This is a genomic window from Rhodococcus koreensis (assembly GCF_017068375.1).
GTDB lineage: Bacteria > Actinomycetota > Actinomycetes > Mycobacteriales > Mycobacteriaceae > Rhodococcus_F > Rhodococcus_F koreensis.
Map to the genome: position 1 here is coordinate 7,967,724 of NZ_CP070609.1, position 22,466 is coordinate 7,990,189.

Here is a 22,466-nt window from a genome sequence, read left to right on the forward strand (position 1 = left end):
CGGTGGTAGCCGCCGAGACCGCGTCGGCATGCGACCAACCTCCCGGTCCATCCTGCCTCGCGCCGGGTGGGGTTGGTGCTGAATCGCCCTGGATCGAGTGGAGACTTCGTTCAGGCCACCTCGGGGGTTGAGGTAGCCGGGGGACGCTGTTCACGATAGCGGGTCTCGTACCAGGTCGGCGAGAGATAGTCGATCGCCGAGTGCAACCGGTCCGCATTGAACCAGCGAACCCACTCGGCGGTTTCCCGCTCCACCTCGGCCCGACCGCTCCACGACGCGTCACGGTCGATCAGCTCGGTTTTGTAGAGGCCGATCGTTGATTCCATCAGCGCGTTGTCGAGGGCGTCCCCGACACTTCCGATGGATCCGGCGATCCCGGATTCGACCAATGCCTTGGTGAAGGCCAGAGACGTATACTGACCAGGCTCAACCGGTGGAAGCAACACCTCGATCATGGAGGTGTGGGAATGGGACGACCACCCGGGTGGGCGGCAGCGTTGACGGGGCGTGCGGTGATGCGGTCACCGGGACGGCCTCCGGTGCGCCGAGATCTCGAGCGGGCATTCTGGGCGCGGATCGCCGAAGGCCTCACGAGCGACGACGCAGCGACCGCGTGCGGCGTGTCGGGGCCGGTAGGGACACGGTGGTTCCGCCAGGCTGGTGGGATGCCACCGATCGAGTTGACCCCGGTCTCGGGGAGATACCTGTCGTTCGCCGAGCGCGAGGATATCGCGCTGCTACGGGCTAAGGGTATGAGTATGCGCGACGTCGCCGTTCACATCGGACGGTCCCCGTCGACGATCTCCCGAGAGTTGCGGCGGAACGCCGCCACCCGTAATGGGAAGCTCACATACCGGGCGTCGACCGCGCAGTGGAAGGCTGACCTCGCCGCCCGGCGCCCAAAACCGGCGAAGCTCGCAGAACACGACCGGTTACGAGAGTATGTGCAGGACAAACTGTCCGGTGTGATTCGTGACGACGATGGGACCGTGGTGGCAGGCCCAGATGCGGCATGGATCGGCCGCAACAAGCCTCGGCGCGGTGATCGTCGGTGGGCGACGGCATGGAGTCCGGAGCAGATTTCCAATCGCCTGCCGATCGACTATCCGGATGACCCGTCGATGCGCATTTCACCTGAGGCGATCTACCAATCGCTCTACATCGAAGGGCGTGGTGGCTTGGAACGGGAGCTCGTCGCGTGCTTGCGCACCGGTCGGGCGCTACGTAAGCCTCGTGCCCGAGCACGGAAGCAGCGCACCGGATTCATCACCGAGGACGTGACCATCAACGCCCGTCCGGAGGAGGTCGAGAGCCGGAAGACGCCGGGGCATTGGGAGGGCGACCTCATCATCGGTCTGACCCGCTCCGCGATCGGCACACTGGTCGAGCGCACCAGCAGATTCACGATGTTACTGCACCTGCCGCGCCGACCGGGTTATGGGGCTGCGGCGAGGGTGAAGAACGGGCCGGCGCTGTCCGGATATGGTTCCGAGTCCGTTCGTGATGCTCTGGCCGCGACGCTGACACCGTTGCCCGAGCACCTCCGCAGATCCGTGACATGGGACCGCGGAAAGGAACTCGCGCGTCATGCCGAGCTCACGGCATCAACGGGTATCCGAGTCTACTTTTGCGATCCGTACAGTCCATGGCAGCGCGGAACGAACGAGAACACCAATGGTCTGCTGCGGCAGTACTTTCCGAAGGGAACTGATCTGGCCCGATACAACTTCCGTGAACTTCAGGCGGTCGCCGATGCGCTCAACAACCGCCCCCGGAAAGTGCACGGTTGGAGAACTCCAGCGGAAGTGTTTGCCGAACAGGTACACTCGTCCTCACGGCACGGTGTTGCGACGACCGGTTGAATCCGCCCTGGCTCCCCGCATCGCTGTGATGCACCAAACCCGTTGATGTGAAACGGATGTCGGTTCTCCTGCGGGTGAACAACGCCTGCTCGAGCACTCCGGTGACCAACACGGTGGTCTTGGATGTCATCACCTGCCACCCGAGGATCCGGCGGGAGAACACGTCGACACAGAACGCCGTGTACACGAATCCGGTGAGTGTCCAGACGTACGTAAAGTCCGCGACCCACCACTGATCGGGACGGTGCGGGGTGCCCCATTTCCTGTTGATCAGATCCGGGTGCCGTGGCGCCCGCTCGTCGCGCTCGGTGGTGGTCGTGCGGCGTTTGCCGCGTACCACCCCGCGGATCCCGCAGATCTTCATCAGGCGAGCCACCTGATCGCGCCCGATGTCGTGGCCGGCGTGTTTCATCGCCCACCAGATCTTGCGGGCACCGTAGAGGCGCTTGTTGGCCACGTACACCGTGTGCACGGCGTTGGCGGCGTACGCCTCGCCCAGGTCGTTGTCCGAGATGGGTCCGCGCTGCTTGGCCTTGTAGTAGGTGGACGGGGCGATGCTGATGCCGTGCTCGGTGAGCACTGCACAGATCGGGTCGACCCCGAAACGGGAACGGTAGGCGTCGATGTAGTCGACGATCACCGCAGTCGGCGGTCGACCTCCGCCGCCGCGAAAAACGCGCTCGCGGTCTTCAAAATCTCGTTGGCTCTGCGTAATTCGGCTACTTCTCGGCGAAGTCTGGCGACCTCGGCCGACACGTCAGGTGCCGAAGACGATGCGCCGGGGGCCTGGCGGCTCTCCTCCCGCTCGATCCAGTTCCTCAGCGTGGCCGGCGCGATGTCGAGCAGCTCGCCGACATGTCGACGGGCTGCGACCTTCGAGCCTCCGTGCTCGTCGATCCGGTCCCGATACATCCGGACGGCGCGATCCTGGGTCTCGGCGTCGTACTTCTTCGGTGCAGGCATACCAGCATTCTCCTTGTTAGATCAGGAGTCTCCACCTCGTCCAGGACGGTTCAGTGCCGCATCGGCGCAGGTGCCGACAAATTCTCGGCCAGGCTCCGCCACGACTGTGCGGTCACCGCCGCTTTGCCGCCCGTGCGCTCGCATCGGAGCGATACCCTGGAGCGAGGAGATTCGGCGGAAGGACACAATGTGGGGCAACAACGACCCGTCGCCGCACCGCGCGTAGCCGCCGTGTGATCGCCCGGGGCTGCACTCCGAGTAACCGATGTACGAGCCGACCGACCTGGTCGAATCCGCAGAACGAACCCGCACAGCGCTGGCCACCGTCGTGGCACGGTTTTCGGACGCGTGGGGGTCCGGGTCCCCGCCTGACCTGTCCGGATTCCTACCCCGCGAACCGGCAGAACGACGTTCGATACTGATCGAACTGATCAAGATCGACCTCGAATACCGCTGGCTTCGCTACGACTTCCCCAAACGACTGACCGAGTACCGAGCGGAGTTCCCGGAACTGCAGGACGGACCGTTTCCCGCCGAGTTGATCTACGAGGAATTTCACGCCCGGCGCCGCAGTACGCCCGAAGCCGATGCGGCGACGATGGCCGTCGAGGCTGCCACCATGGCGGGCGGCCGCGGGTCCGAGGAGTTCACGGATGACTACTGCAGCACGATGATCGCTCGACCGCGGGCACAGGTTGTTCTCGGCAACATCGACGTCGGCGACCGCGTCGACGACTTCGACCTGCTGATGAGGATCGGGTCCGGCGCCTTCGCCCAGGTGTATCTTGCGCGGCAACAATCGATGCAGCGGCTCGTCGCGGTCAAGATTTCCCACAACCACGGCATCGAGCCGCAGACCCTCGCGCAGTTGGATCACGACTACATCGTGCGCATCTACGACCAGCGACTGATCGCCGACGGCGAGCTGAAGTTGCTCTACATGCAGTATCTACCGGGGGGAACGCTGCTCGACGTGGTGCATCTACTGCGCTCGACACCCGCGGAACACCGGAGTGGGCAACTGCTGCTCGATGCCGTCGACGGCGTCCTTGCCGCCAAGGGTGAGGTGCGGCCCACCGAATCCGCTGTTCGAACACGGATCGCCTCCTTGACGTGGCCGGAGACCGTCGCCTGGCTGGGCTGCCGCCTCGCGGACGCGCTTCAGCACGCCTCCGAGCGAGGGGTGCTGCATCGGGACATCAAACCGGCGAACGTGTTGCTGAGTGCCGAGGGGATTCCGAAGCTGGCCGACTTCAACGTCAGCTCCAGCCAACGCATCAAGGGCACCAGCCCGCTGGCGTACTTCGGCGGCTCGCTGGCCTACATGTCGCCCGAGCAGCTCGAAGCCTGCCACCCGGGCTCACCGGCCACCGCCGCCGACCTCGACACCAGAAGCGACATGTTCGCGCTCGCTGTCATGTTGTGGGAGTTGCTCACCGGACGCCGACCGTTCGCGGACGAAACGACAGCCGGTGAGTCGGAGACGTCGCTGGCTCGCATGCTCGAACTGCGGCGCAGGCCCGTGGACGCGCAGTTTCTGTCGGAGCTTCCGCCTGATTGCCCCATGGCCCTGCGCCGCGTGCTTCTGAAATGCCTGTCGCCCGACCGCGACGACCGCTACCCGAGCGGTTCGGAATTGGCCCAGCAGTTCGACTTGTGCCTCGAGAAGCGGTCCCGGGACCTGGTCTATCCGCCCCCGAACAGTTGGCGCGCACGACTGTCGCGATGGCCCACCCCCATCCTGTGGTCGTCTTCGCTGGTCGGCATCGGCCTGGCGACGATCTACCTGGCGGTGCATCTGCAGGAACTGCTCAACGAGCGGCTGTCCGATGCCACGTACTCGAAGCTCTACACGAGCACCGTCGTCTTCAACCTCATCGCCTGGCCGCTGGCCGTCCTCATCTATGCCTACATGTCCCGCGACCTGCTCGCGGTTCCCCGCGGCCTGCGTAGGGGCAGACGGTACGGCGAGGCTGTCCTCGCACGGGTGCGGTCGCGAACTCTGTTCTGGGGCGATCTGTGTGCGCTGAACACTTTCGTGTTCGCCGTCTGCGCATCCGTGGCGGGGGTGATGTTTCTTCGCTGGTTCACCGAGCTTCCGTCGCGGCTGCTGGTTCATGCGGCGACGACTGTCCTGGTGGCAGGCACCATCTCCGTTGCCTACACATTCTTTCTGTCGACGTTCTATGTCGTCCGCTGCGTCTATCCCATCTATCTGCGACACGGCCTCACGACGGCGCACGACGCCGACGTTCTCGACGGGCTGCGTCGGAGAACGACGGTCTATCTGGCGGTGACGGCGTCTGTGCCGCTCGTCGGTGTATTGGCCGGATTCAGCACCCTCGAACCCGCGGAGCTGCCACTGGTGCGCGATTCGGTCCTGGGATTGTGCGCGGCCTCCGGGCTCGCGTTCGTCGCCGTGTACTGGTTGTACAGGAAGCTTGATGCAGACGTGCGCGCACTCGAGCGGGTGGTCTGACGCAACCGAGCATCTCTGAAGCGGGCCACTTTCGACGGGTGCGATCCGGTCCGCATGCGCGCAGACTGGAGCCAGGAGGTCATCATGCGTCTGTTAAAGGGCCTGCTCGATGTGGTGCTGGGGATCGTCACGGCCGTAGTCGGCACGGTGCTGGGGATCGTCGCGGCCGTCGTGTGGCTCGTCGGCGGGATACTGTGCGTGACGATCCTCCTGATTCCTCTTGGCCTGCCCGTCATGCTGCTCGCCCGCCGCCTGTTCACCCTCGCCGGAAAGCTGATGCATCTTCCCTGACAGCGTCTCCCTGGCCGGCATGGGCTGGTGGTCGTCGCTGCGCAGGGAGAAGAAGATGAACGGGGCTTCACCGCTGAGCTGCTCGAAGAGTTCGGGGGAGCGATCGCGCACAGCGGTACCGGGGCGCGGCTCCGAGACGCGTTCGACGGTGAATCCTGCCGCGGTGAAGGCGTCGAACATCGCGTGCAACGGCCGGTGCCAGAACCTCATGAGGAAGGTTTCGCCGGACTTCACCCATTCCTCGGTGAACTCGAACGTTTCGAGGTAGTCGCCCTGCCCGGACGGCCTGAAGTCCACGAACGGGTGATGCGTCGAGATGACGACGCGCCCGCCCGGCGCGAGAACCCGTCGAAACTCGGACAACGGTCCCGGCCAGTCGTGGAGGTAGTGCATCACCAGCGACGCAACGACGACGTCGAAGGTCGATGACCGGATGGGCAACTGCTGCTCGAGATCTGCCCGGATCAACGGGACGTCGGGTCCCAGGCGGTTTCGGGCGATCTCGAGCAGGTTCGTGCTGACATCGACGCCGGTGACCGCAGCGCCCGCGGAGACGAGCGCCTGCGACAGCACACCGCTGCCGCAGCCCGCATCCAGCACCCTCCGCCCAGCGACGTCGCCGACCAGCGCCAGCGTTGCGGGTCGCTCGTACAACGCGTTGTACACGTTGTCCTCGATGTCGGCGTCGTACGCCGACGCGTACTTGTCGTAGTCGTTGAATGTGGCCACGATCCGATCATGTCGCATCGGAGCCGTCGCCGGATCCAGGCGCGGCGTAGCCGAACTCGTCACCGGCGGCATGACTGCCGCGTTGGTCGTGTCGGTCGAATTGTTCAGGAGCGGCGGGTGCGCGGTGCGCGGTACTGCTCGTCGGTGACTTCCTCGAGCCAGGTCGTCTCCGGCGCGCCGGATCCGTCGCCTTCCCAGATCGCGAGGTGTTCCATGAACCGGTCTTCGGCGGCGCCGTGCCAGTGCTCCTCACCGGCAGGGCAGGTCACGGTCTCGCCCGGGTGGGCTGCGAAGACGACACCGTCGCGGGTGCCGACCAGCGCGACACCGGAGACGACGTGCAGGGTTTGTCCGAGGACATGGTGATGCCAGAACGTGCGGGCGCCGGGGGAGAAACGGACCATGTTCGTCCGCGCCCGCGAGGGTTCCTTGCCTGCGTAGATGACGTCATACCAGACGTCGCCGGTGAATTGTCGGGCCGGTCCCTTGCCCGTGGCGACGGGGACGCTGAACTCCATGAGGTACTCCTCGGTTGTGGATATCGAAGCCGAGCTCGCGGGAGGCCTCGGCGTGCGCGGTGATCTGCGGGATGCGCCCGGCAGGTTCTCGTTCCAACCAGTTAAGGTGGGCGAGCGCGCTCGCGGGAGTGCCTGCTTTTCCAGGTAACCGCAGAACCCCCCTCGGTCCTGAGGCCCTGCGGCTCGCCCGCCGTGGCCACGGTATACAGCTATGGCGGCAGACAACGCTCGCACCGGGTGAATTAGTGTTCACCCTGTGGTGCACCATGGAGGAGAATGCTCGACTCGACCTTGTTGGTGAGGAACCCCATGGATCCCGTAGTCCCACAATCCGAATTCGCCGGTGATGGCGTCACGCTTGTCGCCGACCGGTGGGACCCGCCGACACCGGGTGACGGATCAGGCGCCGACAGAAAGGGCTTGGTCCTGTTGCTGCACGGCGGCGGGCAGACGCGGCATTCCTGGCGAAACACCGGTCGCAGCCTCGCGGCGGACGGCTGGTCCGCCATTGCGCTGGATGCGCGTGGGCATGGAGACAGTCAGTGGGCGCCGGATGGGGACTATGGCATCGATGCGTTGGTCGCCGACTTGACCTCGGTCATCGAAGAGCTGGGGGAGAAGCCAGTTCTCGTCGGTGCCTCGATGGGCGGTATGACGTCGTTGATCGGGCAGGGTGAGAATCCCGATCTCGCTCGCGGCTTGGTCTTGGTCGATATCGCACCGAAGGTCGAAACGAGCGGTACCGCGGAGATCATGGCCTTCATGCGCAGTGGCCTCGAGGGTTTCGCGAGCCTCGACGACGCGGCAGCGGCGATCGCGGCGTATACCCCGAACCGTGTCCGCAAGCCCAACCCACAGGGTCTGCGTAAGAACCTTCGGCTGCGTGATGGCCGTTGGTACTGGCATTGGGATCCGGAGTTCCTGCGCGTCGGCGACGAACCCACTCGCCAGTCCGACTCGATCGTGCGATACGAACGCGCTCGGGACGCCGCGGCCGCGATCACCGTTCCCACGATGCTCGTTCGTGGCAAGCAATCGAATGTGGTCAGTGAGGAAGGCGCGAAAGAGCTGCTCGAGCTGATCCCGACCGCGAAACTGATCGACGTCACCGGTGCGGGTCACATGGTTGCTGGCGACGACAACGATGTCTTCAGTGGCGGGTTGAAGGAATTTCTCGACGAAGACGTTGTCGCGGCCCGTCGCTGAAGACGTCGAGCCCCTCGAACGTAACCGACCATTGCCTCAGGGGCCGTCTTGCGCCGGTCACGCCGCACCATTCGGCGATGAACAGGGCCATCGTCTTGGTGACCTTCTTCAAGGAATCCAGGTTCGTTACTCCGCGGACTCGAGGTTCTGTCGGCGTCCGCTCGCAGCCAACTGCGGCACACCATCGACACCTACATGCGTTCGGGGTCACTGGCGGGTACTGCGGATGCCTTCGTCTGTCATCGCACTACGATCCTCGAGAGAATTGCGCGATTCAAGGAACTCACCGGCCTCGATCCCGCCGTTCCGTGGGATGCTGCAACAATTCGCATCGGATTCGCAGTCCCACCGCAGGGCACGGCGCGCAGCGATGACGCAGACTGAGCACTCGTCTGGATGTCGGGCGGGTTCCCGCACACCGCGAGAACCCGCCGATACCCACACCGACCAGAGGTGTCGAAAGTCGGGAATCGATGGTTCAGCTGACGCGGATGAGTTTCTTGTTTACGAATTCGTCGATCCCGTATTTACCGAGTTCACGACCGAAACCGGAGCGTTTGACGCCGCCGAACGGCAGCTCGACTCCCTCGGCGCCAACGGCATTGACGAACACCATGCCCGCGTCCAGCGAGTCGGCGACGCGGGACGCCTGATCGGGGTCGGTGGTGAAGACATACGAGCCGAGACCGAACGGGGTGTCGTTGGCCAGTTCGACGGCCTCGGCCTCGGAGCCAGCCTTGTACACGGTTGCAACCGGCCCGAACAGTTCCTCCCGGTAGGTTCGCGAATCCGGTGACACGTTTGTCAGCACGGCGGGTGGGAAGAAGGCTCCCTGCCGTTCACCCTCGGACACAATGGTGGCTCCCTCGGCGATCGCCTGCTGCACCTGCTCGGCCAGTCGGTCGGCGGCGGCCACCGACGACAGTGGCGCGAGCCCATCGGCAGTGGCGAGAACCTCCGAAGTGAATCTGCCGACGAAGTCGTCGTACAGGTCCTCGGCGATGATGAATCGCTTCGCTGCGTTGCAGGCCTGCCCGGTGTTTTCGAAGCGACCTTCCACCGCTGCCTTCACGGTGGCGTCGAGGTCATCGGAACTGAGCACGATGAACGGATCGGAACCGCCGAGCTCCAGCACCACCTTCTTGAGGTTGCGTCCCGCGATCTCGGCGACCGCCGCACCCGCACGCTCGGACCCGGTCAGCGACACGCCCTGGACCCGCGGGTCGGCGATCGCGTCGGCGATCTGCTCGTTGGTGGCGTAGACGTTGACGTAGGCGCCCTCCGGGTATCCGGCGTCGCTGAAGATCTGGTGCAGCGCCGCCGCCGATTCCGGACACTGCGGTGCGTGTTTGAGCACGATCGTGTTGCCCAGTGCCAGATTCGGACCCGCGAACCGGGCCACCTGGTAATAGGGGTAGTTCCACGGCATGATGCCGATCAGCACACCGATCGAGCGTCGACGGATCAGCGCGGTACCCGAGCCGTCGACCAGGTCGATGGGCTCATCGGCGAGGAACTTCTCGGCGTTGTCGGCGTAGTACTGGTAGATCGCGGCGCTGAAGTCCACCTCCCCCAGCGACTGCTCGAGTGGCTTGCCCATCTCCCGCTGGATGATCTTGGCCAGTTCGTCGCGGCGTTCGGTGTGTAACTCGGCGACTCTCGTGAGCAGTCCGGCGCGCTCGAGCGTCGTCGAGCGCCGCGACCACTCACGGTGTGCCTTCTCCGCAGCGGACAGCGCCGCCTGCATCTCCTCGTCGGTGGCGGTCGGGTATTCGCGCACCGTCTTCCCGGTGGCCGGGTCCACTACTGCGTACAGGCTCATGTCGCGTCTCCTCGGAAGGGTCGGATACCCCAGTATTACGCGTGATGAGGTGCTGCGGTTGGTAGTCACGGCCAATACTCGATCACGGGTCTCGGCGGTACCCCTGTCGAAAGCCTGAACCTCCCGACGAGATCCGGAGCCTGCAGGCACGGGAGGCATCCAACCGACCGGGCCACTTGCCCTCGACATCACCGGGACTATCCGGTTGTGAGCTCGTGCATGCGGCCGTGGGCGACGGAGACGGCAGCGGCCGAGCCGACCAGATCGCTGCCGTCGCGACTGACCAATGCCACCACGTCTCCGGGCCTGACATCCTGTGCCAGAACCACTCCGGAACGGCGCGGTGCCCCGATCATGCTGCCGCACCGCATGATCGAGAACTCTTCCGCCGGTCCGAAAGGGTGGCGATTCGCGACGGCCGCCGCGACCAGCTCACCGGTCGTCACGGCTACGACCGAGCCGGCGCCACTGTCCAGGACGACAACCGGGCCGCCGGGCGTGCGCTCCACGTGGTTCACCCGGCACACATTCACCGCAGCCCGTGCAGTGACCGATCGTCCGGCATCCACCGAAAGACGTGGCCGCGGAAAGCGGTTCCGGATACACGCGTCCTCGACGGCATCGGCGATGGCATCGCCGAGATCGGATGAGCCGACGATGTCGGTGGCGCCGCCCGCGATACCGAGATGCAATTCGGTACACAGAACGCGGTGCTCTCGATATGCATCACACATCACCGCCACTGCGGTCAGGACCTGCTCACGGATGTCGCCGACAGTCGGCACGCAGTCGCAGCGTATGCCGATGAGATCGAGACCGGGCGCGTCGACCACCCGCCGGATGGTCGCCCCCGCACAGCAGGTGTCCCGGACACCGACGATCGTCTTCTGCCGCCCCGACTCGGGCCCGGGCGCGGCGACCGAGTCGATCCGGACACCGGCGCCGACGACGATGCGACCGACTCCCCCCTTCCAGGGCGACACTTCCGAGTGGGAGCGCGAATCGGCGGCATCGACCACAAGCACGGTACTGTCCGGGTCGAGCCCACCCTGCCGCGCGACCGCCACGTCGCGGCGAGAGTGCACCACCACCGTCAGGCGCCGCTCTGCGACCGACCGTGCCACGCCGCAGGGCAACAGAGGTGCCGTGCGGTAGAGCATCTCGGCATCGCGTAGCCCCTGCACGAACGTCTTACCACCGCCGCCCACACTCTCTTCGTCGAGCACATACGTCGGCACGCCGAACAGGTCCGCGATCTCGTCCAGGCCAACCCCGCCGACCGTGATGCGCCCATGGTGATAGTGCGTCGTCACCGGCCACACCAGTGGATCCAGTCGCGGGGTGGTCGTTCCACGAAGTGAAGGAAGGATGTCGAGAAGCGTCACTGTGGACTCCTACGCACGGTGGGCGAACGCGGTCGTTCGCCCTACCGGAACCAGTGTCAGACCTTCCCGATCGACCAGGGGTCTCGTTGACGCGATGCTGACAGCCCGGTGAGAACCACTAACGCTGCCCTGACATCGGGACGCCGGGGCTGTGCACACGCCGTGAACCGTTTGTCGGGCACCGCGACGCTGTTACTGCCACAAATGGGCCGAGACGGAGGACCATGGGGTGCGGACCGAACCAAGGAGCCCGCCGTGCCCACAGAGTCCGAAGCTCCGTCGCCGATTCGCGCGGTCGGCGGCCGCGACACCGTTCGAGCGGCCGTTGTCGTCGGCGCACTCGGCGTCGTCTTCGGAGACATCGGCACCAGCCCGATCTACACCATTCAGACAGTGTTTAACCCGGACGACCCGCATCCCGTGCCGATCAGCACGAACAACGTCTACGGCGTCGTGTCGCTGATCTTCTGGTCGGTAATGATCGTCGTCACGCTGACCTACGTCACGCTGGTGATGCGCGCCGACAACGACGGCGAGGGCGGAGTCATGGCGCTGATCACGCTGCTGCTGCGCTGGGGTGGAACGCAGGGGCGCCGGGTTGCCGCGCTGCTGGCCGGCCTCGGGATCTTCGGTGCCGCTCTGTTCTTCGGCGACAGCATGATCACCCCCGCGATCTCGGTGCTGTCCGCGGTGGAAGGGGTCAAGGTCGTCGAGCCGAAATTGGAAGAGTTGATCGTGCCGATCACGGCGGTCATCATCGTGCTGCTCTTCTCGGTCCAGCGCCGAGGCACGGCCACGGTCGGCCGGTACTTCGGGCCGGTGATGATCCTCTGGTTCGCCTCCATCGGCGCCTGCGGCGTGGGAGGGATCGCCCAGCACCCGGAAATCCTCAAAGCGTTGTCACCGACCTATGCGTTGGGCTTCATGATCGGGCACTTCGAAATCGCCTTCTTCGCGTTGGCCGCGGTGGTGCTGGCGGTCACCGGCGCGGAGGCGCTGTACGCGGACATGGGTCACTTCGGACGGCGGGCGATTACCCGCGGCTGGTTGCTGCTCGTGCTGCCGGCGTGCGTCCTGAGCTACTTCGGGCAAGGTGCGCTGGTTCTCGGTGACGAGACCGCGGTGCACAGCCCCTTTTTCCTGCTCCCTCCCGAATGGGCGCGGGTGCCGATGGTGCTGCTGGCTACCGCGGCCACGGTGATCGCCTCCCAGGCGGTGATCACCGGCGCCTACTCGGTAGCCGCGCAGGCCGCCCAGCTCGGCTATCTGCCGAGATTGCGCGTGGCGCACACCTCGGAGGCGACGATCGGCCAGATCTATGTGCCGTGGATCAACTGGGTGCTGATGGTGTCGGTGCTGACGCTGGTATTCGCCTTCCGCAGCTCGGCAGCGCTGGCGTACGCGTTCGGCATGGCGGTGACCGGGACCATCACGATCACCACGCTGCTGTTCTTCTACATCGCGCGCACCAGATGGCGTACTCCGCTGTGGCTGGTCGTGCCCGGTGCTGGGCTGTTGCTGCTGGTCGATGTGCTGTTCCTGGCGGCCAATCTGACCAAACTGGTGCACGGGGCGTGGCTTCCGCTGCTGATCGGCATCACGGCGTTCACCGTGATGACCACGTGGCAGCGTGGTCGGGTGATCGTCACCCGTGCGAGGGAGCACGCGGAGGGGCCGCTGCGCCAGTTCATCGACGAGTTGCACGACCACCGGCCGCCGTTGCAGCGGGTCCCCGGCACTGCGGTGTTCCTCAACCGCGGCAAACAGACTGCGCCATTGGCGATGCGAGCGAATGTCGAACACAATCACGTGCTGCACCAACACGTGGTGATCATGTCGATCGGCACGCTGCCGGTGCCCCGCGTACCGGAGACCGAGCGGACGGAGGTCGACACTCTCGGCTATGCCGAGGACGGGATCCTCCACATGACCGCGAACTTCGGGTACATGGAAACCCCCAACGTCCCGGCCGCATTGCGCCTGCTCGACCCCACGCAAACCGAGGGGCCGATCGCGATCGAGGACGCGTCCTACTTCCTGTCGAAGATCGAACTGAAGAAAGGTTCGGCACCGACGATGGCGCCGTGGCGCAAGCATCTGTTCATCGCGACGTCGTACATCACGGCCGACGCCGCCGAGTACTTCGGTCTCCCGGGTGACCGGACCGTGACGGTAGGTTCCCGGATCGAGGTATGACGGCGCGGCAGCGTCGCGCGGGGCTTCGTCGTCGCGATCCAATCGTGCGTGCGGGGCAGGTGTCGTCGGCCGCGCGACCCTGGTCGGTTGCCAGTCAGTGAATAACCGGTTCCGTCAACGCTGTCGCCGGTTGAGGGCGCATACACTGGGGCAATGACACCCCCGTCAGCGCCTGTCGCCCCGTTCGGGCGCGTACTCACCGCGATGGCTACAGCATTCACCGTCGATGGCGAGATCGATGAGGAGGCGACTGCTCGGATCGCCCGACACTTGGTCGACCACGGACACGATGGACTCGTCGTCTCCGGGACAACCGGTGAGGCCGCCACGACTACCACTGTCGAAGATGGTCGGATACTGCGAGCGGTCAAGGACGCGGTAGGCGACCGCGCCAAGATCATTGCCGGGGTGGGCACAAACGACACCCGCCACACGCTGGAATTGGCGCGCCAGGCTGTCAAGCAGGGTGCCGACGGGCTGCTGCTGGTAACGCCGTACTACAACAAGCCGAGTCAAGGCGGGATACTGCAACATTTTCGCTACGTAGTGGATGCCGTCGATGCCCCTCTCATGCTCTACGACATCCCGAGCCGGGCCGGCACCAAGCTGGCACCCTCGACATTCGAGGCGATGGCGGACTGGCCGTCCGTGGTCGCGGTGAAAGATGCAGCTGGAGACCCCACACAAGCGATCATGCTGCGCGAATTGGGCTACGCGGTGTACTCGGGAGACGACAGCCTCACCCTGGGTTTCCTCGCGTACGGGGCATGCGGGGTCGTCTCTGTTCTCGGTCACGTGGCGGGCGACGAGATCCGCGCCATGATCGAGGCCTTCTTCTCGGGGGACGTCGAAACCGCGCGGGCGATCAATGCCCGCCTGCAGCCGGCTCTGCGTGCGGTAATGGGTGTCCCCAATTACGGTGCGACGACGGTCAAAGGGGCGCTGCAGTTGCTCGCTGTCCTGCAGAACAGAACCGTGAGGTCCCCGCTACTTGCTCTCGACGACGGCGAGTATGAAGCGCTTCGGACGGGGCTGTTGGCTTCAGAGTTGCTGCGCTGACCAGGCCTGAGTGTGTACTCAGATCTGTCGACACGACCTTCCCGCCGCACGTGCTGCTTCTATGCGGCACTGCCGCCGACCACGGCGTGGGTTGATTCTGAGGTTGGAGACAGGGGTTATAGGCCCTCGACCGCCAGAATGTGGAACATGGTGTGTTGTCCGCCCGCCGCCGATCGTGCACCAGCACCCCGCCCGTGGCAACCGGCGTGGAAGAGTCAAAATGACTGTACGCGTGAGTAACAGCTGCATGCGCACTTCGCAGACCGGGTCGCCCGGAGACGTTTGCGTGCATATGCTCTGACGAGGTTCGCTGAACGAAGAGGTGCATGATGGGCGACACAGGCGACGACGGGCCGGGGCCCGACCCCGAATTGACGGTCGGCACTCGGGTACTTGTCCGCAGAAAGTCCGAGGCCGACGTCACCGGCGAGATCGTCGAGGACTACGCGGCCCTGACCGAGTCGGGCGGCACCGGGCACGAGTGGGCGCCGGCGCATCGGTGGGCGATCGCCCTCGACGACGGACGCCTGGTCTTCGCCGACACCGACGAGGTGACCGTCGATCCCAGCCCTCACCGGGATGGGACCCACCGGCGCCGAGAGCACTGAGGGGTAGTCGGCAGGCGGCGAAAAGCAGGGCGAGGGCGGATCGAAATCTGGAGCGTTCACCATGGTGAACACACGCTTCGGCGACGGAACCACGGCGACTGTTCGCCTACCTGTGGCACGTCGCGGAGAAACGACAGCGGCGGTCGTGCGTCAGCCGGCGCCCGCAGCGGACCAGCGCATCTCCCTCAGTGCCGGTGACCAACTGCTGGCGATCACGCGGCGGCGGGTGGACCGGTGAGCCACCGGTGCCGTCCCGTGGTCAGGACCCGCTGCCGGCTCGAGTTCGCATGAGGGCCTCCTGATGTTCGCGGACGTCCTCGCCGTGCGCGGGGGACGCCACCCAGCTGCCGTCGAGGTGCAGCACCCAGCACCGGGTCTTCGGATCCAGCGCCGAATCGAAGAGGTCGCCCAACTGCGCGGTGAGCCGGGGATCTTTCACCTGAACCCCGGCCTCCACCCTACGGTCGAGGTTGCGGTGCATCATGTCTGCGCTGGCGATCCAGAACTCGCCCGCCCCACGGAAGTGCAGGATTCGCGAATGTTCGAGAAAGCGCCCGAGGATCGACCGGACGTGGATGTTCTCGCTCAGTCCTGGCACCCCGGGTTTCAGCGTGCAAATGCCGCGGACGACGATCTGCACGGGCACACCGGCCTGCGATGCGCGATAGAGCGAGTCGATCACCTGTTCGTCCACTAACGCGTTCGCCTTCAAGCGAATACCCGCGTCCTCGCCGCGAAGTGCGCGCGCCACTTCGCCGTCGATCCGCTCGATGATGCCCCGCCGTATGCCGTAGGGCGCGACGAGGAGATTGCGATACTGGGTTTTCCGTGAGTAGCCGGTGAGGGAGTTGAACAGGTCGGTGAGGTCGGCGCCGATCTCCGGTGCCGCGGTGAGCAGACCGATGTCTTCGTACAGCCGGGCGGTCTTGGGGTGGTAGTTTCCGGTGCCGATGTGGCAGTAACGGCGGATGGTGGACCCCTCGCGGCGGACGACGAGGCAGGTCTTGCAGTGGGTCTTGAGCCCGACCAGTCCGTACGCCACGTGTACGCCGGCTTTTTCGAGTTTGCGGGCCCATTTGATGTTCGCCTGCTCGTCGAATCGCGCCTTGATCTCGACCAGTGCGACGACCTGTTTGCCGGCCTCGGCGGCGGTGATCAGGGCGTCGACGATGGGGGAGTCGCCGGAAGTGCGGTAGAGCGTCTGCTTGATGGCCAGAACCTGGGGGTCGGCGGCGGCCTGTTCGATGAAGCGTTGCACGCTGGTGGAGAACGAGTCGTACGGGTGGTGGACCAGGACGTCGCCGTCGCGGAGGGTGGAGAAGACGCTCTTGGGTGTTTCCCGCTCGCCGAATGCCGGATGCGTTGCGGGCACGAACGGTGCGTCCTTGAGTGCGGGCCGGTCGACGGCGTACACCTGCCAGAGGCACGACAGATCCAGCAGTCCGGGCACCTGGATGACGTCGCCGGGGTCGACGTCGAGTTCGCGCAGCAGGAGGTCGAGCATGTGTTCGGTCATGTCGTCGGCGACCTCGAGCCGGACGGGGGAGCCGAATCGTCGCCGTGCGAGTTCCCGCTCGAGGGCCTGCAGAAGATCTTCGTCGCGGTCTTCCTCGACCTCGAAGTCGGCGTTGCGGGTAATGCGGAACGCGTGGTGCTCGACGATCTCCATGCCCGGGAACAGCATGTCGAGGTGGGCGGAGATCAGATCTTCCAGGGGCAGGAATGCGTCGATGGAGGACGGTGTCTCGTCGCGGCGGACGCGGACGAACCTGCCTACGTTGTCCGGAACCTTGACCCTCGCAAAGTGTTCGCCACCGGTGAGTGCATCTTTCACTGTCACGGCGAGGTTGAGACTCAGGCCGCTGATGTAGGGGAACGGGTGGGCATGGTCGACGGCGAGCGGGGTGAGGACGGGGAAGATCTGGTCCTGGAAGTGCACCGACAGGCGGTCGCGGTCGTCGTCGGTGAGTTCGTCCCATTTGATGATGGAGATCCCTTCGGCGGCAAGCGCAGGACGCACGGAGTCGAGGAACACCCGCGCGGCCTTCTCCGAGATCTCCTGGGTGCGGGTCGCGATCAGCGAGAGTTGCTCGCGAGGGGAGAGGCCGTCGGCTGACCGCACGGACAGGCCGGTCTCGTCGCGGCGCTTGAGTCCCGCGACCCGGACCATGAAGAACTCGTCCAGGTTGGAGGCGAAGATGGCGAGGAATTTGGCGCGCTCGAGCAGCGGCAGCGACGTGTCCTCGGCGAGTGCAAGTACTCGTGAATTGAAATCGAGCCAACTGAGTTCACGGTTCAGATAGCGATTTTCGGGGAGCCCGTCGGCGAGCGCACTCGGCACTGTGCTGGTCGCGGCAGGTGGCGCCCCGGGAATGGTCGGCGGGGGCGCGAGGACGCGACCGTCGCGCGAACCGTCCTCCACGTGCACGTCGGTGTTCGGATGGACTGCTTCGCCGTTGCTCACCCCACGATCATCCCTCGAGAATTCGGCTCTGGACAGTCGACGGCGGCGTCCACGCCAGTGCCGCAATGTCTGCCGTGCCGCTGCCTCGAGCGCACGATCGCCGCGGTATACGGCAATCGGGCCCGCACTGTTCGTCCAAGCCGTTCGAAGAAGAGCTTGAGCAGGTCAATATCGGGGAGTGTGGCGGCGAGCTGGAGCAGAAGTCATGTCGACCTCACCTTCGCGAAACGCACTGGTTGCTCCAGGCCGCAATGATGGTAATTCGCTCCCCGTACCGTCAAGTACATCAACTGGACGAGGCACCGCACTCATGACGAATCAGGAATCCCGCAACCCACGCCCCGATCGCATCCCGATGTCGGCGAGTTCTGAGTCGCGGCCGAGGCGGTTGACCAAATATCTGCCCTTGACCGACATCGCAGTGGTCGTCGCGGTCCTCACCGCCGAACGGCAACTTCCATGTCTCGCCGCCGAAGACGATCCCCGCACACCGTGACGGGCCCGCCGATGCGCGGAGGAACCCAGCGGCCCCGCACCTTCGCGGTCGGCGGCAACGTTTCGACCACCGAATCGACGCCGCGGCATCGGCATGGTGCGGTTGGGCGGCGTGACGTGATGGGTCCGCGAAGAGTACTGGGGACGGTGCCGGTGGTCCGGGTTGTGACGGCGTTGGCGGGAGGGGTTTGCCTGGCGATGGGTGGGGTGTCAGGTGTCGCGTTCGTGCTCGGGACCGGTGTGATGACCGCGCCGGCGAAGGTTGTGGTCGCGGTGACCACCGCCGGGTTTCTCGTCTCGGGCGTGGTGCTGGTTGCTCGTGCTCGTTCTCGTCGACCCGAATGATGCGCGACAGAGGACTATTCGGTCAGCGCCGTCGCCTTCGGGTATCCCACGGACGCAGACGGCGTTCATGGCTGACGTATGACTTCGCAACGGGTTGCCCTGCCGAATAGTGGACAACGCGAAACCCCCGGCTGCCCCGGTCGATCGCCGTCTTCTATCGACGCCGTCGACCGGGTGGCGCCGTGACTTCTGATATTCAGCCGCATCCGATTGGGCGTCTCATGTCGGGGTTGGCGTGATCGTGTGCGCGCTGGAGCAACACCGCCGATTAGCACAATGATGGCTTTTTCTGTGTTCTCCAGAATGGGTGAGATTCTGACGAGGGGGTGAATGTGTTCGGCAAATTAGTGCGCGGCTCCCGCCGACGCTCCATGTGCGAATTCCGCTCGCTCCTCAGCCCTCCCATTCCAGCAACGGCGCTCTCGTGGCGGTCGTCAATGAGCAGCGTCGTACGCTTCTGTGATCTCGATGGGAATGCGCCCTCGGCCCCCGATGTCATAGCCCTGTTTCTGTGCCCATTCCCGCACTGCCCTCACCTGGTCACGGTCCCGCCGCACAGGTTTCTGCGTGACGCCACCACCCGACGTCAGTGTGCCCGCGGATCGACTCGTGCGACCACCCACCTTTGTGGCGTGATCGATGTAGTGGTCGAGTTTGTTGTGGAACTCCTTCGCATTCTTCGCCGACAAGTCGATCTGGTAGTCGATTCCATTCACGGAGAAGGCGATTGTCTCTCCCTTTCCCTCCGCTATGGAAGTTCCGTCGATATCGTCAACGTGTTCGACAACTATTTGGCGCGCCATTCCAACTCCTCAGTCGCTTTTGCAAACCCACTCTACGTCCAGTGCACAATGCGCGCCTCGGTCGACACAAGGACATTCTTGGCAGAAAAAGACCTCATGCCCGAGACAGGTCAGCAGTCGAATCCATAGCCGAAGTGTTCGCGGTCGAGGGACGGCGATACTCGATGCCCGCAGGTCGGCTGCGGGCAGCGAAAGGGTCCTGTCGAATGGGAACGGTCACCAGCGTTCGATTGTTTCCCGGCCGCCGACCACCCGGGACGAGCTGTCCTTCCCCCGAAATGGCCTCGCAGCGCGAACGAAGGCGGTCGGACGGCCGTTCCTGACTGTCGAGGTTCGGGGGAGATGATGGAGGTGGTGGGTGTCAGCCGTTGGCGTGGAAGGGGACGCCGTGTCCGCGGCGGCGCGGGGTAGGGCGGCGGAGGATCGCGTGGACGGCGGCGGTGCCGCCGAGTAGCAGTATGAGCAGTGCCTTGTGGATGTTGATGGAATTCCTTCTACTGGGCGGACGCCGGTGTTGTGTCGGTGGCGCCGGTGGAGTCATAGGCCGACGACGCGTTCGAGGGCTCCGAGTTCGGTGTCGAGGTGGTCGAGCATCGGGTGCAGGTTCGGGACGGTGCGCCTGCAGCCGGTCAACCCGAACACGAGTTGGTCGTCGCTGCTGGTGCAGGTGATGTTCAGGGCTTGTCCGGTGACCGGGATCGACAGGGGGTAGAGGGAGTCGAGGTGGGCGCCGTTCCAGTACAGCGGGGTGTCGGGTCCGGCGACGTTGGAGATCACCAGGTTGAACGGCGGCCGCTGTGGTCCTCGGCGGCCGAGGAGCATTTCGATACCGAGGGGGGCGGCGCCGACGGCGCTCATCGCCAGCACTTGGGCGGGGCTCATCGCGCGGAGGGCGTGTTTGCCTTCGCGCATGCAGGTGCGCACGGTGTCGAGGCGGTGGGCGGGGTCCGGTAGGTGGGTGGCGAGGTTGCACATCAGGACCCCGATCCGGTTCCCGTTTGCGGATTCCGTATCGGTGTTGGGGCGCAGGGACACCGGGACCATGGCGATCAGCGGTTCGGCGGGCAGCGCACCGAGGTCGTGCAGGTAGCCGCGCAGTGCCCCTGCGGACATCGCGAGGATGATGTCGTTGACGGTGGCGTCGGCGTGCTTGGCGAGCAGCCGTATCCGTTCGAGTGGCCAGGTGCGGGCGGCGAAGTGGCGGGCGCCCCCGATCGCGACGTTGAACATGGTGTGCGGTGCCTGCGTCGACAGGGGGCCGCCTTTGGCGCGTAGGGCGCGTTCCACGGTGCCGGCCAGCACCGGTGCCAGGCCGGCGACCTCGCTCGACGCGTTGCGGGCGCCGCGCAGGACCTGGCCCGGAAGGTCACGCAGGTTCGGCGGCGTCGATGATCCAGGTTCTGGCGGGGCTGCGTCGGTCGCGGTCGCGGGTGCGGCGGGTTGCCAGGGGGCGGGCATGCCAGTGCGGGTGGGGTCCTCGCTCATGCTGCGGCGCAACAGGTTCATCGCGGATGCGCCGTCGGCGAGGGCGTGGTGGATCTTGGTGTATACCGCGTAGCGGCCGTCGGCGAGGCCTTCGATCAGGTGCATCTCCCACAGTGGGCGGGTGCGGTCGAGTGAGGTCCCGTGCAGTCGGGCCACCAGGGTCATCAGTTCGGGCATGCCACCCGGTTGGGGGAGGGCGTTGCGGTGCACGTGGTAATCGACGTCGACGTCGGTCGCGGTGTCCCAACCCCACTGTCCCAGGGTGGTTACCGATCGTCGGGCCTGCTTGCGGAAGAGCGGTGCCACCTCGTCGGAGGTTGCAGCCGTCTCGAACATCGCTCCGATGTCGGCTGCGTCGGTGCCGTCCGGTGGAGTGAATACTGCCAGGCCGCCGACGTGCATCGGATGTTCCCGCGACTCGCCGAGGAGGAACAGTGAATCGGTCGGCGACATCGGCAGCAGCATGTCGGGTGTCCCTTCCGGCCCCGCTCGCACACCCGCACTGCCACTGCGGGGTTCCCGGGAACCTTGTATTCAGCTCTAGGTAATCGAGTCGTAAGATAACGGTCAGGTGTGGTTCATGTCACAATCTGGCATCTCCCATTCAGTTGTACAGGACGCGCGGACATCCGCGCGAGGCCGAAAGTCCCGGATAGGACAAGTCGGGCAAGCGATCAGGTCGGCCAGACGGGGCGGGCGGACTCGGCGCCTGGTGGTAGTGGTCTCCAGGCGCACATTTATCCGACCGCTCTGACGAGATCCTCGACGATATTTGGATCGCTGCAGACACCCGCGCCGATATCATTCCGCCGGGTCGGCAACAGTGAAAACCGTTGGAAAGTAGGTAATTCGATCGAGGAAGGCCGGCAGTGAGATTGTTCGGTGTCAGGTGCGACTCTCCGGATCCGTAGACAGAGGCGATGTAGCGAAGTCGGCGGGAGAGTCAACACGCCCCGACGTATTCCTCCCTGCGATGCAGCATGGCCACTACCATTGCGGGGAGCATCAGCACGTGGCCGGCGAGCATCAGACCGTCGCCCGAGAGCAGATCGAGCCACAGCAGTGGGAACAGCACGACGAACGCGAGGTGCATCGCCAGCCCCATTTCGGCGATCGCGGCCACGAATGGCGCCGCCATGCCATCCATGCGGCCATTCCCGCGGTCATCGAGGTAGCCATCAGCAACGCGTGCACTTCGATTCGTGCATCGTCGCCGACGAGCGCCGACAGGGGCGCGAATGCTGCCATCCCCGCCAGCATCGCGAGCAAATCTGCAGGTAGTGGACCACGAACGTGCGGTGGGTCAGGGCGGCGCGCCGGGTGGGGCGTTCCGAATCGACGGTGCTCACGGCCTTGTCCTTGCACTGTGGGATCAGGGTGCGGTGGCGGCGAAGTGTCGCCTGTATTGGTCGGGCGCGACGCCGAGGCGTCGCAGGAATGCCAGCTTCAGTTCTGCGGCCGGCGGGCGGGCGCGCTGCGGGCCTCGTCGGCGACGGTGCGGCGTCGGCTTATCGCGGAGGAGTACTTCGATGCGGGGGTGCGCGGGTCGAGGACGGCTGCGGTGGTGAGGGCGTCGTCGATGGCGGGGGAGGCGCCCTGGCCCGCTGCCGGTGACATGCCGTGGGCGGCGTCACCGATGATCATGGCCCGTTGATCACCCAGGAAGGTAGGTCGGGTACGCGATCGGCGTTGCAGGCGAAGATCGTCGGGGTCGCCTCGAGATGGGGCGGACGCCGGCGACCGGGGCGGGGAATGC

At 65.3% G+C, this 22,466-nt stretch carries 17 protein-coding genes, 3 pseudogenes and 1 other annotated feature; of the genes and pseudogenes, 9 read left to right on the plus strand and 11 right to left on the minus strand.

What is annotated here, in order from left to right:
* Window positions 1-110: 110 nt before the first annotated feature.
* Window positions 111-419: pseudogene (locus tag JWS14_RS36185) on the minus strand (integrase core domain-containing protein); the annotation flags it as partial.
* A gap of 48 nt (window positions 420-467) precedes the next feature.
* On the opposite strand from JWS14_RS36185, the gene JWS14_RS36190 reads away from it, so the two are divergent.
* The gene (locus JWS14_RS36190) at window positions 468-1,862 is read left to right on the plus strand and encodes an IS30 family transposase (RefSeq protein WP_206015331.1); all 1,395 of its coding nucleotides are present in this window, start codon (window positions 468-470) and stop codon (window positions 1,860-1,862) included.
* A 7-nt stretch (window positions 1,863-1,869) separates the two neighbouring features.
* Here JWS14_RS36190 and JWS14_RS36195 read toward each other — a convergent pair.
* Window positions 1,870-2,825: pseudogene (locus JWS14_RS36195) on the minus strand (IS3 family transposase); the annotation flags it as partial.
* Window positions 2,410-2,541 (minus strand) — a sequence feature (AL1L pseudoknot). (Overlaps the previous pseudogene by 132 nt.)
* Window positions 2,826-3,090: 265 nt before the next feature.
* On the opposite strand from JWS14_RS36195, the gene JWS14_RS36200 reads away from it, so the two are divergent.
* Both JWS14_RS36200 and JWS14_RS36205 read left to right on the plus strand, forming a co-directional pair.
* Window positions 3,091-5,304, plus strand: coding sequence for a serine/threonine-protein kinase (locus JWS14_RS36200; protein WP_206015332.1), 2,214 nt, complete (start codon window positions 3,091-3,093; stop codon window positions 5,302-5,304).
* A gap of 84 nt (window positions 5,305-5,388) precedes the next feature.
* Window positions 5,389-5,595 carry a hypothetical protein gene (locus JWS14_RS36205; protein ID WP_206015333.1) on the plus strand — a complete coding sequence of 69 codons (207 nt, stop codon included), beginning with the start codon at window positions 5,389-5,391 and terminating at the stop codon, window positions 5,593-5,595.
* 39 nt (window positions 5,596-5,634) lie between these two features.
* Here the strand turns inward: JWS14_RS36205 and JWS14_RS51530 are convergent.
* Window positions 5,635-6,324 (minus strand): annotated as a pseudogene (locus JWS14_RS51530) (class I SAM-dependent methyltransferase); the annotation flags it as partial.
* A 104-nt stretch (window positions 6,325-6,428) separates the two neighbouring features.
* Window positions 6,429-6,842 (minus strand): (R)-mandelonitrile lyase, encoded by a 414-nt coding sequence (locus JWS14_RS36215; RefSeq protein WP_206015334.1) that lies wholly within the window; start codon window positions 6,840-6,842, stop codon window positions 6,429-6,431.
* Window positions 6,843-7,151: 309 nt separating this feature from the next.
* Between JWS14_RS36215 and JWS14_RS36220 the strand changes: the two genes are divergently transcribed.
* Both JWS14_RS36220 and JWS14_RS51855 read left to right on the plus strand, forming a co-directional pair.
* Window positions 7,152-8,048 carry an alpha/beta fold hydrolase gene (locus JWS14_RS36220; protein ID WP_206015335.1) on the plus strand — a complete coding sequence of 299 codons (897 nt, stop codon included), beginning with the start codon at window positions 7,152-7,154 and terminating at the stop codon, window positions 8,046-8,048.
* A gap of 183 nt (window positions 8,049-8,231) precedes the next feature.
* Window positions 8,232-8,432, plus strand: coding sequence for a helix-turn-helix domain-containing protein (locus tag JWS14_RS51855; protein WP_420855151.1), 201 nt, complete (start codon window positions 8,232-8,234; stop codon window positions 8,430-8,432).
* A 94-nt stretch (window positions 8,433-8,526) separates the two neighbouring features.
* Here JWS14_RS51855 and JWS14_RS36230 read toward each other — a convergent pair whose 3' ends face one another.
* On the minus strand, window positions 8,527-9,870 hold the full coding sequence (locus tag JWS14_RS36230; RefSeq protein ID WP_206015337.1) for an NAD-dependent succinate-semialdehyde dehydrogenase: 1,344 nt from the start codon (window positions 9,868-9,870) through the stop codon (window positions 8,527-8,529).
* 197 nt (window positions 9,871-10,067) lie between these two features.
* Entirely contained in the window at window positions 10,068-11,255 is a 1,188-nt protein-coding gene (locus JWS14_RS36235) for a type III PLP-dependent enzyme domain-containing protein (protein WP_206015338.1), read from the minus strand.
* Window positions 11,256-11,510: 255 nt separating this feature from the next.
* Between JWS14_RS36235 and JWS14_RS36240 the strand changes: the two genes are divergently transcribed.
* From JWS14_RS36240 to JWS14_RS36255, 4 genes are all read left to right on the plus strand, one after another.
* Window positions 11,511-13,451, plus strand: a complete 1,941-nt coding sequence (locus tag JWS14_RS36240; RefSeq protein ID WP_420855127.1) for a potassium transporter Kup — start codon at window positions 11,511-11,513, stop codon at window positions 13,449-13,451.
* A 153-nt stretch (window positions 13,452-13,604) separates the two neighbouring features.
* Window positions 13,605-14,510: a 4-hydroxy-tetrahydrodipicolinate synthase gene (gene dapA, locus JWS14_RS36245; RefSeq protein ID WP_206015340.1), complete on the plus strand. Its 906-nt coding sequence runs from the start codon at window positions 13,605-13,607 to the stop codon at window positions 14,508-14,510.
* 329 nt (window positions 14,511-14,839) lie between these two features.
* The gene (locus tag JWS14_RS36250; protein ID WP_072938009.1) at window positions 14,840-15,118 is read left to right on the plus strand and encodes a hypothetical protein; all 279 of its coding nucleotides are present in this window, start codon (window positions 14,840-14,842) and stop codon (window positions 15,116-15,118) included.
* 61 nt (window positions 15,119-15,179) lie between these two features.
* The gene (locus JWS14_RS36255) at window positions 15,180-15,356 is read left to right on the plus strand and encodes a hypothetical protein (RefSeq protein ID WP_206015341.1); all 177 of its coding nucleotides are present in this window, start codon (window positions 15,180-15,182) and stop codon (window positions 15,354-15,356) included.
* 21 nt (window positions 15,357-15,377) lie between these two features.
* Here the strand turns inward: JWS14_RS36255 and JWS14_RS36260 are convergent, their stop codons facing one another.
* The 5 genes from JWS14_RS36260 to JWS14_RS36280 form a co-directional block, all read right to left on the minus strand.
* Window positions 15,378-17,546, minus strand: coding sequence for an RNA degradosome polyphosphate kinase (locus JWS14_RS36260; RefSeq protein ID WP_420855152.1), 2,169 nt, complete (start codon window positions 17,544-17,546; stop codon window positions 15,378-15,380).
* 1,310 nt (window positions 17,547-18,856) lie between these two features.
* Window positions 18,857-19,225: a histone-like nucleoid-structuring protein Lsr2 gene (locus tag JWS14_RS36265; protein ID WP_072937937.1), complete on the minus strand. Its 369-nt coding sequence runs from the start codon at window positions 19,223-19,225 to the stop codon at window positions 18,857-18,859.
* Between the two features lie 537 nt (window positions 19,226-19,762).
* A complete protein-coding gene (locus tag JWS14_RS36270) occupies window positions 19,763-21,175 on the minus strand; it encodes a WS/DGAT/MGAT family O-acyltransferase (RefSeq protein ID WP_072937939.1) in 1,413 nt (470 codons plus the stop codon).
* A 478-nt stretch (window positions 21,176-21,653) separates the two neighbouring features.
* Window positions 21,654-21,848, minus strand: a complete 195-nt coding sequence (locus JWS14_RS36275; protein ID WP_206015343.1) for a hypothetical protein — start codon at window positions 21,846-21,848, stop codon at window positions 21,654-21,656.
* Window positions 21,849-22,156: 308 nt separating this feature from the next.
* Complete coding sequence (locus JWS14_RS36280; RefSeq protein WP_206015344.1) at window positions 22,157-22,354, minus strand: FAD-dependent monooxygenase; 198 nt, start codon at window positions 22,352-22,354, stop codon at window positions 22,157-22,159.
* Between the last annotated feature and the right edge of the window lie 112 nt (window positions 22,355-22,466).

What these genes read in the sequence shown, in the direction of transcription:
- JWS14_RS36215 (WP_206015334.1), bottom strand. Translation starts at nt 6,842, where the DNA reads ATGGAGTTCAGCGTCCCCGTCGCCACGGGCAAGGGACCGGCCCGACAA.
- JWS14_RS36255 (WP_206015341.1), top strand. Translation starts at nt 15,180, where the DNA reads ATGGTGAACACACGCTTCGGCGACGGAACCACGGCGACTGTTCGCCTA.
- JWS14_RS36280 (WP_206015344.1), bottom strand. Translation starts at nt 22,354, where the DNA reads ATGATCATCGGTGACGCCGCCCACGGCATGTCACCGGCAGCGGGCCAG.
- JWS14_RS36270 (WP_072937939.1), bottom strand. Translation starts at nt 21,175, where the DNA reads ATGCTGCTGCCGATGTCGCCGACCGATTCACTGTTCCTCCTCGGCGAG.
- JWS14_RS36265 (WP_072937937.1), bottom strand. Translation starts at nt 19,225, where the DNA reads ATGGCGCGCCAAATAGTTGTCGAACACGTTGACGATATCGACGGAACT.
- JWS14_RS36205 (WP_206015333.1), top strand. Translation starts at nt 5,389, where the DNA reads ATGCGTCTGTTAAAGGGCCTGCTCGATGTGGTGCTGGGGATCGTCACG.
- JWS14_RS36200 (WP_206015332.1), top strand. Translation starts at nt 3,091, where the DNA reads ATGTACGAGCCGACCGACCTGGTCGAATCCGCAGAACGAACCCGCACA.
- JWS14_RS36220 (WP_206015335.1), top strand. Translation starts at nt 7,152, where the DNA reads ATGGATCCCGTAGTCCCACAATCCGAATTCGCCGGTGATGGCGTCACG.
- JWS14_RS36190 (WP_206015331.1), top strand. Translation starts at nt 468, where the DNA reads ATGGGACGACCACCCGGGTGGGCGGCAGCGTTGACGGGGCGTGCGGTG.
- JWS14_RS36250 (WP_072938009.1), top strand. Translation starts at nt 14,840, where the DNA reads ATGGGCGACACAGGCGACGACGGGCCGGGGCCCGACCCCGAATTGACG.
- JWS14_RS36230 (WP_206015337.1), bottom strand. Translation starts at nt 9,870, where the DNA reads ATGAGCCTGTACGCAGTAGTGGACCCGGCCACCGGGAAGACGGTGCGC.
- dapA (WP_206015340.1), top strand. Translation starts at nt 13,605, where the DNA reads ATGACACCCCCGTCAGCGCCTGTCGCCCCGTTCGGGCGCGTACTCACC.
- JWS14_RS36275 (WP_206015343.1), bottom strand. Translation starts at nt 21,848, where the DNA reads ATGGCGGCGCCATTCGTGGCCGCGATCGCCGAAATGGGGCTGGCGATG.